Below are 14,143 nucleotides of genomic sequence, written 5' to 3'. Positions count from 1 at the left end.
TTTAACCGGAACTTTTTAATCCCGCTGTAATTAGATAATCTGTAAAGGTGCTAAACCTTTAAATTGCCGGTTTTTTGGGGTCTGGAAGCTTGCTGTTTCAGTGCTTACCCACTAAGGTTTAAAGGCGTAAAATGCCACCCTAAAAATTTCGTTAAAGACAAAATGCAGTTATATTTGTTTCCAATGAACCTGCGTCTCCTTGTAAAAACCTTTCTCATCTTCCTTTTTTTCAGCCTGGCTGTAAAAGGGCAGGAATTACCGCCTGTGACCAACTTTTCGCCTGGCCAGTACGGGGGCGGAAACCAAAACTGGATGATCTCCCAGGGCCCCGATAAGCAGATCTATGTGGCCAACAATGCAGGCCTGCTTCAGTTTGACGGCGAGCACTGGAATTTGTATGAAGTCCCGGGAGAAACAGCCGTTCGTTCGGTACTGGCTTCCACCGATATTTATACCGGTGCTTATATGGAGTTTGGCTACTGGCGACCGCAGGAAAATGGCCGGCTGCAGTACCATTCACTAAAAGATTCTGTAGGGGGGAAGTTAATGGACGGGGAGCAGTTTTGGGACATAAAAGAAGTGGGTAACCATGTGATTTTTCAAAGCCACCAGCGCCTGTACAGTTTTAATAAACAAACAGGAGAGGTGGTAACTTTAGTCAATGAAGACAATATTTCAAACCTTTTTAAGGTGCGGGATAAGATTTACTACCAGGTTGCCGAAAAAGGCCTTTTTACGATCGAGAACGGGATTGGGAGAATAGTGCTGAACAATGAGATCATCGGGAATATGCCCATTGTGGGTTTGTTTCCTTTTTCCGAAGAAAATATACTTGCGGTAACCCGGGATGACGGGCTGTTTCTAATTGCTGAAAATGACTGGAAACGCCTTGAGGTTGAAGCTTACCCTGTTTCTGAAAGTTTCTTTTCGGCACTTTACCTCAATGATGGCAGTTTAGCCCTGGGAAGTATAGGCGATGGCCTGTACATTCTCAACCTTGAAGGAGAGATGGAGTATCATCTGGCACAGCCTTCTCTCATGAACAACACCCTGCTTGCCGTTATGGAGGATGATGAAGGAAATATTTGGGGCGGTTTGGATAACGGGATTGCGGTGATCAACAAGCAGAGCCCCTTCCGGATTTTCGTTGATACCTTTGGGGAAATTGGCACCGTTTACTGCAGCATTGTTGTTGATGGGCTCATGTATTTGGGGACAAATCAGGGCTTGTATTACAAAGAAGTTGATTCTAACGAAGCTTATAGGTTAATAGAAGGTACCACAGGCCAGGTATGGAGCCTTAGCTACCTGAATGCCGAGCTGTATGCAGGTCATGACAGAGGAACCTTTAGAATTGATGGGGCACGGGCGGTTCAAATTTGGGACGGACTAGGAACCTGGACCATGGGAGAAATGGGCCCGGGAATTGTTCAGGGACATTACAACGGTTTAAGCTTTTTTACTGGTGATGATTTTGGGGAAGAAGCTCATTATCTCGATAATTTTGATCTTTCGGTGCAGCACATGATTATAGAAAATGATTCTACTTTGTGGATGAGCCATTTTCATCGGGGTATTTTTCGTGTCGAACTAAATGAAGGTTATTCGGAAGTTGAAGCAATGCAGAATTTCGGAATTTCAAGAAAGTCGGGCCTTGGACCAAAAATTTTCAGGTTTGAAAATGAGATCTATTACTCTACAGAAGATTCCGTTTATCAATACAGCAGTAAATTAAACGATTTTACTTCTAAAAATGTGCTTAATCAACTGACTACTACTACTGAAAGAATAAGTGGAGCTTCCCGCGTGCTGGGTGATGGAAGCTGGTGGACGTTTGGAGTAGATAACCTGTTTTATGTAAACAGAGATCCTTTTGAGCAGAAGCTTATTTTACAGAAGGTTCCCCTTCCGTTAGAGCACAGGAATATAAGCAAAGGCTTTGAGAATATATCGCTGGTTGGGGAGAATCGCTACCTGGTAGGCTCTAATGGAGGTTATATTGAATTTTCTCTGCCTCTTGATAAGATCCCTTCGGGAGAGCTTATGCTTAATGCTGTGAGCACCTCTTCAAAAAGAGAGAATTTTACCTACCGCCAGTTAGATGATCATAAATTGGAATTGGAGAGTAAGGAGAATAATATTCGTTTTGTATACAGCATTCCCGCCTACCAAAGCCTGTCTAAAGCCGAATATAGTTACCGCCTTCTCAATTATTCCTCATCCTGGTCTCAGTGGGACCAAACCGGGATTGCCAGTTTTGAAAATCTCCCTGCCGGCAGTTACACCTTTGAAGTAAAAGGCAGAATTAGTGACCATAATACCCAAACGCTGAGTTATAAATTTAATATTGCTAAACCCTGGTACTACAGCAATTTGGCTGTGTTGAGTTACCTGTTATTGTTCATGCTTGGGCTTTTGGTTATTCACTATACCTATAAGCGACGGCATAAAAAGATCATAGAGAAGAGGGAAAGGAACTTAAGGCTGAAAAACCTGGAAGCAGAACAGGAGATTATAAGGCTTCAAAAAGAGCATTTAGAGAAAGACATGCAGGAAAAAAACAGTCAGTTGGCCGCTTCTACCATGTCTATTATAAAGAAGAACGAACTTCTTTCAACTTTAAAAGCTGATCTTAAGGAAGCAGACAATCCAGAAGTGAAAAAGGTGATTCGCACCATTGATAAAGAACTAAGGGAAGAAGACAACTGGAAAATGTTCAAGGAAGCCTTTAAAAATGCCGATAAGGAATTCTTTGACAAGATTAAGAAGAAACACCCGGAACTCACTTCCAATGATCTTCGGCTTTGTGCCTATTTGAGATTAAATCTGTCTTCAAAAGAAATTGCACCGCTTGTAAATATCTCGGTAAAAAGTGTGGAGATTAAACGATATCGTTTGAGAAAAAAGATGAATTTGCCCCGGGAAGCAAATTTAACAGACTATATCATGAATTTATAGCCTTAACAATGCTGTATTTTACCTCTACAACACCTCTACATTTTACCAAACATCCTGGTTTTACAACCTTTTGAGCAGGCTTTAAATTGGGGGATTTTTCTTGTTGAAACCTTAATTTTGCAGGAGTTTTAATAATCTTTACATGTACCTTCTACTCTCTGTAGGTTTTTTGTAAAGGCGGTATTTGTTTCATCTTTTCTTTTACTTAATACATTAGTAACACAAATTTAACAGCTATCCTTATAGATATTGTCTTTTCTATAATTTGAAGTTCGTGTAGTTGTCTTTTTGATAACTCGAAAACGATTTCGATCACTGTAAAGACAATTTTAAAGAGGTGGTGATATTAACAATTTTACACTAACAACTAAATTAAACAGTCAATGAAAATCAAGAACTATTTAGTGATGTTATTTTTGTTCGTGGTAAGTACGGCTTTAGCTCAAACAGAGCAAATAACAGGTACTGTTGTAGATGGGGATGGTATTCCCCTGCCGGGTGCCAATGTCATTATCAAGGGCACAACAACAGGGACACTTACAGATTTCGACGGAAAGTTTGCTATAGAGGCAGCAACCGGAGATGTGCTCGTGTTCTCTTACATGGGTTATGAGACCGTAGAAACTGTAGTAGATGACCAGGAAGAATTAATGATTACACTCACTCCTGATGCTGCCTCTCTCGATGAAGTGGTGGTTGTTGGATATGGAACCCAAAAACGAAGTGTGGTAACCGGGGCTATTTCTAGCGTAAATGCTTCAGATCTAGAAACTATGCCTATAAATACTGTGGGTGAAGCCCTGCAGGGCCGTACTTCAGGTTTGACCGTAGCTGCTGCGAGTGGGCAACCAGGTTCGGGAGCTACCATACGTGTACGGGGAATTACCACTCTTAATAACAACAACCCGTTATGGATAGTTGATGGGGTGGTTGTAGACGATGGTGGAATAGGATATTTGAATCAATCTGATATTGCATCAATCGAAGTATTAAAAGATGCAGCCTCTCAGGCCATATATGGTGCAAGGGCTGCGAGTGGTGTGATACTTATTACTACTAAATCTGGCAAAGCTGGAAGAATTAGGGTTAATTACAACACCTATCTTGGTTTTTCTGAACCTGCAGAACGCATAGACATGACAAATGCGACCCAATATGCAGCCCTGCGTAATGAAGCAAGTGTTAATGATGGAGAGGGCGTGGTTTTTAATGACCTTAGTGCTCTGGGTAAGGGAACAGACTGGCAGGATGTTATTTTTAATGATTCGGCTTTTCGTCAAAACCATGAACTCAGCATTAGTGGTGGAAATGACGTTTCCACGTTCTATTTTTCTTTTGGATATCTGGAAGAGGAAGGTATTGTAGCTACAGATATTTCCAACTATGAACGTACCAATCTTCGTTTAAATTCTACCCATGAAGTCACACCCTGGTTGACTTTTGGTGAGAATTTTGGTTATTCAAGAAATAAAAGTATAGGAATAGGAAATACGAACAGTGAATATGGAGGGCCTTTAAGCTCTGCTATAAATCTTGACCCTTTGACCCCTGTGATAGTAACTGATCCTGATAGGCTTTCTCAATTTCCATACAATCAGGATCTTCCTTTTCTAAGAGATGCCAATGGAAATCCTTATGGTATTTCTCAACAAGTTGCTCAGGAAATTATCAACCCTTTGGCATATATTCAAACCCGTCTTGGTAATTTCGGGTACAGTGATAATTTTGTGGGGAATGCCTTTGTTGAAGCAGAACCTATTGAAGGCCTTGTTTTTAGATCAAACCTTGGGGTGAAGCTTTCCTACTGGGGAGATGAATCTTTTACTCCCATCAACTACCTAAACGCATCTTTTAGTACTGCAGAAACTTCTTTTACCAGGAGCAGCAATAACAAACTTGATTATAACCTTGAGAATACCTTGTCGTATTCAGATGAAATTGATCAACATAACTTCACCATACTGTTAGGACAGGGGGCTTATAAGGAAAATGAAGCAAAAGGTTTAAGTGTGACAAAATTTGGGATTCCCGTAGACAATTTTGATGATGCATCTTTAAATTTTGATGTGCCGGAAAATAAAGTAGTGGCAAATGGTTATGAGAATGTTCCTCATAAAGTATCATCACTTTTTGCAAGGCTCAACTATAATTATGCTGAAAAATACCTTTTTAGCGGGATTGTTCGTAGAGATGGTTCCTCCAGGTTTGGAGCTAATAACAAGTATGGCGTATTTCCCTCCGGGTCTATAGGTTGGGTTGTTTCGAGAGAAAATTTCTGGGGAGGTAACAATCCTGTAGGCTTTTTTAAATTGAGAGGGAGTTATGGTGTCGTTGGGAATGATAATGTAGGGGATCTTGCTTACCTCTCAACAATTGGTTCGGGTAGAAATTATGCGTTTGGTGATCAGCTTGGAAGTTATGATGTGGGTTACAGCCCCGATGCTCCGGCCAACCCAGATTTGAAATGGGAGGAGACCAGCCAGCTGAATATTGGTTTTGAATCACGCTTCCTCAATGGATTTTCACTTGAAGTAGACTGGTACAAGAAAGAAACCACCGATATTTTGCTCTATCCTAGAATACCAGCATTTGCCGGGGTAATTGGTAATCCGGCTCGTAATGTGGGAGACATGGAAAATACGGGTGTAGAAGTGAATTTTGGTTACTCCTTAAATAAAGAGGATTATGGTATTAATATCAATACAAATGCTTCTTATCTTCATAATGAAGTTACATACCTGGGAGACGGGCAGGAGTATCTAGATGGAGGTGTAGCTTTTCAGTCCAGTACCTTTCCTATCACCAGAACTGCTGTTGGAGAGGCCGTAAATTCATTCTATGGATTTAAAACTTTGGGGGTTTTCCAAACTCAGGAAGAAATAAATAATTATACAAATGCCAATGGAGACCTGATTCAGCCTAACGCTGTACCCGGAGATTTTAGATGGCAGGATTCAGATGGTAGCGGTTCTATTGGAGAAGAAGATAGGGTCTTTATTGGGGATCCAACGCCCGATTGGTCTTATGGTATTACCTTGAGTGGTTACTATAAAAACTTTGATTTTACAATTTTTGGACAGGGTGTAGCCGGGAACCAGATATTCCAGGGGCTTCGCCGCCTCGATATCGCTAATGCCAATTACCCAGCAAAAGCCATGGAACGTTGGACAGGGCCTGGTACCTCAAATTCCTACCCTCGCATGACAAATGATGACCCTAATAATAATTACAGTAATCCGTCAGATTTCTACCTGGAAGATGGAGATTACTTCAGAATTAAGACTGCCCAAATTGGATACAATTTACCCGAATCTCTTCTTTCCTCAGTAGGATTTGAGAAGGTGAGGGTATACGTAATGAGTGAAAATTTATTAACGTTTACAAAATACACAGGTTTTGATCCAGAAATTGGAGGAGGTGTGTTAAGTATTGACAGGGGTATTTATCCACAAGCGAGATCATTCATGCTTGGAGCTTCATTAGGTTTTTAATTGAATAATCATAAAAGTTACTATTATGAAAAAATTTATAAAATATATAGCAGTCGTTGTCTCAGCGGTTACATTGACTGCATGTAGTGATGACTTCCTGGAAGTAGAGCCCCGTGGCCAAAGCCTGGAATCAAACTATTATCGTAATGCACAGGAAGCTTATAATGGTTTGGTTGCAGCCTATGATCCTATAGGATGGGTTGGGCAAAATTATGTAGCCAAAGAATTTGCACTTAACGTTGCTTCCGATGATTTTTATGCCGGAGGAGGGAACTCTCAGGATGTTCCAGCCATTCAGGCCTGGTCCAGTTACACCTTAGATCCTGCAACAGGTCCACAGGAAGAACTGTGGAGGAGAAGTTATTCCGGTATTTACCGAACAAATGTCCTGCTTTCAAAATTGCCAAATACAGAAATGGATGAACAGTTGAGGAGCAGATTTGAGGCCGAGATGAAATTTCTCAGAGCTTACTACTATTTTGATTTAATAAGATTGTTTGATCGTATTCCATTATTTACTGAGCCTGTTGCAGCGAGTGAATTGGGTAATGCCGTACAGGTAGATCGATCAGAAGTTTTTGCTCAAATTGAACAGGATCTAACAGAAGCCATTCCAAACCTCCCCACACAAATCGATGCGGCAACCGAAGCCGGCAGGGCTACACAGGGTGCCGGAAAAGCACTTTTAGGAAAGGTGTTTCTGCACCTGGAGAGGTTTGGAGAGGCTGCCCAGCAGTTTAGCGATGTAAATGGAACCCCAGGAGGCACCAGCCAGTATGGGTATAAACTACTTGAAAATTTTGGAGATCTTTTTGAAAATGAAAATCAGTTCAATGAGGAATCAATTTTTGAAGTAATCCATTCCTCGGCTTCAAACTGGGGAGATTGGGACTGTATTGGTTGCACAGAGGGTAACCTGCTAAACCAAATGTCGGCTCCCCGGGGATATAACGTTCTGCAACAAGGTAAGGGTGCGCCCGACTTTATTGCGGGATGGGGGTTTAATATTCCTACCAAAAAACTTGTGGATGCCTTTATTTACAATGATGGCAGCTATGACAATAGGTATAAATACACCATAAGTAATCTTGACAGCCTTGAACAGGCAGGTATAATTTCTTATGAAGAAAGTTATCAGGACACCGGGTATTTCCTTAAGAAATTCGCAGGAGAACAGGAAGATCGATCTACTGGGGGAGGAAACTTTGAACTTAACTGGTCTCAGAATTTTTATGACATAAGATTGGCAGACACTTATTTACTCGAAGCAGAGGCTTTGGTAAGAGGTGGGGGAGATACTAACCGTGCTCAGGCCTTATTGGATGCCGTAAGAAATAGAGTTGGAGAAGAGTCTGTTCCCGCCACTTTCGAGAATATTCTTAGAGAAAGAAGACTGGAACTTGCAGGAGAAGGCCATAGGTGGTTTGATCTTCAAAGGGCCGGTCTCGCTGCTCAATATCTGGAATTTAAGGGTTATGTAGAAGGGAAACATGATAAACTTCCTATTCCATTACAGGACTTAACAAATACTCAATTGGAGCAAGATCCTGCTTATCAGTAAGTCATTCAATAACACATGAAGATTATGAAAAATATATTTAGAATCATCTTAGCTGTTTTTGTTAGCACGGCCGTAATAAGCTGTGATAAAGACGATGATAGTTTAGGAGTGGATCTGGAAGGACTTGCAGCCCCGTCAAATTTGGGAGCAACCTTTAAGATCACTCAAGACAACACTGGTTTGGTGACCATTATTCCATCTGGTGAGGGCGCAAATTTATTCACAGTTGATTTTGGTGACGGTTCTACACCTTCGGAAGAAATTGGTGTTGGGGAGAGTGTAACCCATACCTATGCTGAAGGTGATTACAACGTCGTGATCACAGGAACAAACATCGCAGGAGAATCTGCTGAAGGTACCCAGCCATTGACTGTTTCCTTCCGTGCACCCGAGAACCTGGAGATTAACATTAATAAGGACCCTCAGGATAGTTACACAATCTCCGTTAGTGCCACAGCAGATTATGCTGCTATGTATAACGTTTACTTTGGAGATCTCGAAAATGAAGAGCCCACTCCTCTTATGGCTGGAGAAACCCTAAGTCATACCTATGAAACTGTTGGCACCTATAATATCCGCGTTGTTGCCCTAAGTGGTGGTGAAGCGACCATTGAAGCTACTCAGGAGGTCACAATTACAGATCCATTATTTCTTCCGGTAGATTTTGAATCTGAAAAGCTGGATTATACCTGGGCAGGATTTGGAGGAGCCAGTGGCGAAGTGGTGGCTAATCCAGATATGAGCGGCATCAACACCAGCTCTAAAGTAGTGGAGCTTAAAAAATCAGCCGGGGCAGAGACATGGGCAGGAATTTCTTTATCTCTTGATGAACCTCTCAATTTTGCTGAAGGTACTGCAGTTAAAATGAAAGCCTGGCCCCCTAAAGCAGGGGTCCCTGTACTATTTAAAATTGAAGATTCAGGTTCTGAGCCCGATGCAAATGGAAATCCTACAGTATTTGTTGAAGTGATCTCCAATACAACCACAACCGGGGAATGGGAAGAGATGACTTTTGACCTGAGTAGCTATGCAGCCTTTGATCCTTCTGTTGATTACGACAGGGTGATCGTGTTCCATGACTTCGGAAATACAGGAGAAGGTACTTCCTTCTACTTTGATGACATCAGGTTAACAAACCTCGAACCATTAAAACTACCTGTTACTTTTGATAGTAGTGCTATAAACTACTCCCCTGCAGTTTTTGGTGGGGTTTCCTTTGAGGTGGTTACAAATCCGGATAAATCTGGAGCCAATACTTCTACTACCATGGTTGGGGCACTTACAAATGCCGGAAATGCCTGGGAAGGTACTTCCTTTAATCTTGAAGAGCCGGCAGATTTTAGTGGCGATAACAAAACGATCACGATGAAATTGTGGTCAGATGTTGCTCTTCCTGTTCTTTTAAAGTTCGAAGGAGGTTTTAATGGAGAACGGCAGACAGAAGTGGTGGCTAACCACGGAGGTGCCGGTTGGGAGGAACTCAGCTTCAATTTTAGTACAGATGCCGTGAAAAGCTACATCGATGGATCCCAGGGAGTAGGTGAAGCCTTTGTTCCTACAGGTCAATATGCTACCATGACTATTTTTATAGATGGTCCCGGAAATTCAGCAGGAACATTCTATCTGGATGATATACAAAAGTTACAAACCGGAGAAACCTCCTATATATCCATTTTCAGTGATGTTGCAGATGATGTTGTAGTCGATACCTGGAGAACACACTGGTCTGATGCAAATTATGAGGAGGTAACATATGAGGGTAAATTATCCAAACACTACACAAATTTAGACTTTGTTGGAATTGAAACTGTGGTAAACCAATTGGATATTACCAATATGACCCACATGCATGTGGAATTCTATACCGAAAATGCGACCAGTTTTAAAGTTAAGCTGGTAGATTTTGGTCCAAACGGAGTATATGAAGAGGGCGGTGATAATACCGAACATGAAGTGGTTATAGAAAACCCCGAACAAAACCAATGGGTGAGCGTGGATATTCCATTGTCAGATTTCACAAATCTCACCACACGCGAACATATTTCACAGCTCATCTTTTCAGCTACACCTACTGGAACAGCTAATGTGTATGTGACCAATATATACTTTCATAATTAAACAGAAGAAACATGAAAAATAATTTAAAAATAAAGAACATATTCTTCATCCTTCTTCTCTCTGTTCTTGCAGTGGGTTGTGCTGAAGAAGATTTCGAATTCGGAGAGCTCACAAGCCCAAAAAACCTTAGTGTTTCTACAGAGGTTGTGGGACAAAGCACAGATATGCCGCATGGAGACGGTTCTGGGGAAGTAGTGTTTAATGCATCTGCAGATGGAGCTATGACTTACAAGTACATATTTGAAAATGGAAGTTCGGGAACTGCATCAAATGGTACTTACACCCACCAATTTTCTAAAATTGGAACTAACGTACACACAGTTACTGTTGTAGCCTATGGTCCCGGTGGTACTGCCACTTCAACCCCTGTGGAAGTAGAAGTACTCGTAACCTATGAGCCACCGGCCGAATTAATTGAAAAATTAATAGGTAAAGAATGGCGTATTAAAGCCTCTGCCCCAGGTCATTTCGGATTAGGCCCCGTAGGAGGAACAACTCCTGTAGAATGGTACAGTGCCCCGCCTGATAGTAAAGCTGGAACCGGCATGTATGATGATCGTTATATCTTCAATGCAGATGGAACATTCACCCACATCGTTGATGCAACAAATGACGATCCAACCCAAGATCCAACCGGAACTGTATTTGGAAGGATAAACCTGGTAGATCAATTAGGTGCGTCATGTAGTGAAGAAGATGGTTGTACTGTAGATGGAGCAGATGTATTAAATATTCCATATACAGATTATACCGAGAACTGGACGATCTCAGCACCCGGTGGTGTAGAAACCCTTAACCTGACCGGAACCGGATTTATTGGCTACTACATTGGTGGCGATCATACCTATGAAATATTTGATCGCTCTGTTGCCAATGAATTGATGCTTAAATCTACCGATGGTAATGGAGAATTTGACTGGTGGTTTGTCCTTACTTCTGAAGAAGAAGGAGCTCAGGAGCCGGAAGATTTCGAAACTGAATATAACAAACTCATTTGGGAACAGGATTTCGAATCTGGATCTTTGGATACCAGCATTTGGAATTTTGAAACAGGAAATGGAGAAAATGGCTGGGGAAATCAGGAAAAACAATACTATACCACAGAGAATGCCGAAGTGGTTGATGGAAACCTGGTTATCACAGCCAAAGCAGAAGCATCCAATGGTTTTAATTACACTTCTTCCAGGATCACAACAAAAGATAATTTCGAATTTAAATACGGTAGGGTAGAAGCCAGAGCTAAATTACCCGAAGGTGCCGGCACCTGGCCGGCAATATGGATGTTGGGATCGAATTTTAATGAAGTAGGCTGGCCAGACAGTGGTGAGATCGATATCATGGAACACGTGGGGAATGACCAGAATACAATTCACGGAACACTTCATTACGCTGGGCGTTCCGGCGGTAATGCCGATGGTGGTACCACCACGGTTGAAGGAGTGAGTAGTGAATTTCACCTCTACACCGTGGAGTGGAGCCCAGAAAGAATAGTATTTCTTGTAGACAATGAAGTTTACCATACTTATGAAAATTCTGCAGACTCTCCATTTAACCAGGACTTCTTCCTTATCCTGAATGTAGCTATGGGAGGAAATTTCGGAGGGGAAATAGATCCTGCTTTTTCAGAATCTTCCTTGATCATAGATTACATCAAGGTGTTTCAGGCAGAAGAATAATTTTAGCCACTTCTTTAATCATATCCAGGGGGATCTTTCGCCCCCTGGAATTTAATTACCAAAATGAAAAAAATAAATATAGTTTTCTTTAGCCTTTTCTGGATCTCTATGGCATCTGCCCAAAACTCCGGAATCAAAAGCTCTGTTGAAAACGTAGAAACAAAAATCGACTCCCTTCTCTCCATCATGACCCTTGAAGAAAAAGTGGGGCAAATGGTGCAGTATAGCGGGACCTGGGACCTTACCGGCCCTGCCAGCGGAAATCAAAACCAGTACCGGGAAGAACAGCTAAAAAAGGGCCTTGTGGGTTCCATGCTCAACGTTCTTTCGGTAGAAGCCACCCGGGAGGCCCAAAAGCTGGTCATGGAAAATTCCAGGATCAAGATTCCGCTCATGTTTGGCTATGATGTCATTCATGGTTACAAGACCATCTTCCCTGTTCCGCTTGGCGAAACTGCAAGCTGGGACCTGGAGGCGATGAAAGAAACTGCCCGTATCTCTGCCCTCGAAGCAGCGGCCGATGGCGTAAACTGGACTTTCGCGCCTATGATAGACATTTCCCGTGACGCCCGTTGGGGGCGCATAATGGAAGGTTCCGGGGAAGATCCCTTTCTCACCTCCCGTGTGGCCGAAGCAAAGATTAAAGGCTACCAGGGCGAAGATCTTTCCAATCCTGCAACTATCGCCGCCACTGCCAAGCACTTTGCCGGTTATGGTTTTGCTGAAGCAGGCCGTGATTACAACACCGTTCACGTAGGCGATAACGAACTCCACAATACCATCTTACCTCCTTTTAAGGCTGCTGCGGCTGCAGGGGTTGCTACTTTCATGAACTCTTTTAACGATCTTGACGGTACCCCCGCAACCGGAAGTGAAATGCTCCAGAGAGAAATCCTTAAAGGTGACTGGGACTGGAACGGGTTCATAGTTTCCGACTGGGGCTCAATTGCCGAAATGATAAACCACGGTTTTGCTGAAGATCTTACCCACGCCGCCGAAATCGCGGTAAAAGCCGGAAGTGACATGGATATGGAAGGTGGGGCCTATGAAAACGGACTTGTTCAACTGGTTACCTCCGGAAAAGTTGATGAAGCACTAATTGACGCTGCTGTTAAAAGGATTCTTCGGGTGAAATTCAAACTGGGGCTTTTTGAAGATCCCTACCGCTATTCCAATCCTCAAATGGCTCAACAGCTCAACCTGAAGGAGCATAGGGCTGTGGCAAGAGATGTGGCAAAAAAGTCAATTGTACTCCTCAAAAATGATAAAAACCTATTGCCTATAGCCTCTTCAGTAAAAAATATCGCTGTTATAGGTCCGCTGGCGAACGATAAAGACACGCCCATTGGTAACTGGAGAGCCCAGGGAGAAGCGAATTCCGCAGTTTCCATACTCGAAGGTTTGAAAAGCGCTGTGGGTAACAATGTGAAGATCACCTACGCTAAGGGAGCCGATCTCGGTATGGGAGAACGCTCCTTCCTGAAGCCTCTTAAGATCAATACTACCGACAAATCCGGATTTAAAGCCGCTATTGATGCTGCAAAAAAAGCCGATTTAGTGGTCCTTGCCCTTGGTGAAGATGCGTTTCAAAGCGGCGAAGGCAGAAGTCAGGTGAATATTGGCCTGGCGGGCGTGCAGCAGGAACTTATGCAGGAAGTTTACAAGGTGAACAAAAATGTGGTGCTGGTACTCCAAAATGGCCGTCCTTTAGAGATTTCCTGGGCCGCCCAGAATATTCCCGCGATTGTGGTGGCATGGCAACTGGGTACCGAAAGCGGTAACGCCATTGCCGATGTGCTCTTCGGAAAATACAATCCTTCAGCTAAACTTCCGGTGTCATTCCCAAGAGCTGTGGGCCAGGAGCCGCTGTATTACAACCAGAAAAATACCGGTCGCCCTTCCAATCCTACAGATGTTACTTATTCAGCCTATACCGATGAAGAGAAAACAGCCCTGTACCCCTTTGGTTACGGCCTTAGTTACACCACTTTTGAATATGGCGATTTAGAACTTTCTTCAGAAGAAATGAATCCGCAGGAGTCATTAACGGTCACCGTGCCTGTTACCAACACCGGAAAAAAAGCCGGGAAAGAGGTGGTGCAGCTGTATCTCAGAGACATGGTGGCCAGTACTACCAGGCCGGTTAAAGAATTGAAAGGTTTTGAACTGGTAGAACTGCAACCGGGAGAGACAAAACAGGTGAGCTTTACCATATCAAACGAATTGCTGAAATTTTACAATGCCAATAAAGAATGGGCTGCAGAACCTGGAGAATTCCAGGTGATGATAGGTGGTAATTCCAGGGACCTTAAAACTGAAAGCTTCCGACTCAACTAACA

Annotated in this window: 6 protein-coding genes; all 6 read left to right on the top strand. The window is 42.7% G+C overall.

The window, feature by feature from the left end; all coding sequences use genetic code 11:
* Positions 1-183: 183 nt before the first annotated feature.
* The gene (locus JRG66_RS06655) at positions 184-2,958 is read left to right on the top strand and encodes a helix-turn-helix and ligand-binding sensor domain-containing protein (protein WP_265165093.1); all 2,775 of its coding nucleotides are present in this window, start codon (positions 184-186) and stop codon (positions 2,956-2,958) included.
* Between the two features lie 383 nt (positions 2,959-3,341).
* A complete protein-coding gene (locus tag JRG66_RS06650; protein ID WP_265165091.1) occupies positions 3,342-6,449 on the top strand; it encodes a SusC/RagA family TonB-linked outer membrane protein in 3,108 nt (1,035 codons plus the stop codon).
* Positions 6,450-6,474: 25 nt separating this feature from the next.
* The gene (locus JRG66_RS06645) at positions 6,475-8,010 is read left to right on the top strand and encodes a RagB/SusD family nutrient uptake outer membrane protein (RefSeq protein WP_265165089.1); all 1,536 of its coding nucleotides are present in this window, start codon (positions 6,475-6,477) and stop codon (positions 8,008-8,010) included.
* Between the two features lie 24 nt (positions 8,011-8,034).
* Positions 8,035-10,128 (top strand): hypothetical protein, encoded by a 2,094-nt coding sequence (locus JRG66_RS06640; protein ID WP_265165088.1) that lies wholly within the window; start codon positions 8,035-8,037, stop codon positions 10,126-10,128.
* A gap of 11 nt (positions 10,129-10,139) precedes the next feature.
* The gene (locus JRG66_RS06635; RefSeq protein WP_265165087.1) at positions 10,140-11,804 is read left to right on the top strand and encodes a family 16 glycosylhydrolase; all 1,665 of its coding nucleotides are present in this window, start codon (positions 10,140-10,142) and stop codon (positions 11,802-11,804) included.
* Between the two features lie 63 nt (positions 11,805-11,867).
* The gene (gene bglX, locus JRG66_RS06630; RefSeq protein WP_265165086.1) at positions 11,868-14,141 is read left to right on the top strand and encodes a beta-glucosidase BglX; all 2,274 of its coding nucleotides are present in this window, start codon (positions 11,868-11,870) and stop codon (positions 14,139-14,141) included.
* The last annotated feature ends 2 nt before the right edge of the window (positions 14,142-14,143 follow it).

The organism is Salinimicrobium tongyeongense, from assembly GCF_026109735.1.
Taxonomy (GTDB): domain Bacteria; phylum Bacteroidota; class Bacteroidia; order Flavobacteriales; family Flavobacteriaceae; genus Salinimicrobium; species Salinimicrobium tongyeongense.
This window is presented reverse-complemented; position numbering and strand designations above follow the sequence as displayed.

What these genes read in the sequence shown, in the direction of transcription:
- JRG66_RS06655 (WP_265165093.1), top strand. Translation starts at nt 184, where the DNA reads ATGAACCTGCGTCTCCTTGTAAAAACCTTTCTCATCTTCCTTTTTTTC.
- JRG66_RS06650 (WP_265165091.1), top strand. Translation starts at nt 3,342, where the DNA reads ATGAAAATCAAGAACTATTTAGTGATGTTATTTTTGTTCGTGGTAAGT.
- JRG66_RS06645 (WP_265165089.1), top strand. Translation starts at nt 6,475, where the DNA reads ATGAAAAAATTTATAAAATATATAGCAGTCGTTGTCTCAGCGGTTACA.
- JRG66_RS06640 (WP_265165088.1), top strand. Translation starts at nt 8,035, where the DNA reads ATGAAAAATATATTTAGAATCATCTTAGCTGTTTTTGTTAGCACGGCC.
- JRG66_RS06635 (WP_265165087.1), top strand. Translation starts at nt 10,140, where the DNA reads ATGAAAAATAATTTAAAAATAAAGAACATATTCTTCATCCTTCTTCTC.
- bglX (WP_265165086.1), top strand. Translation starts at nt 11,868, where the DNA reads ATGAAAAAAATAAATATAGTTTTCTTTAGCCTTTTCTGGATCTCTATG.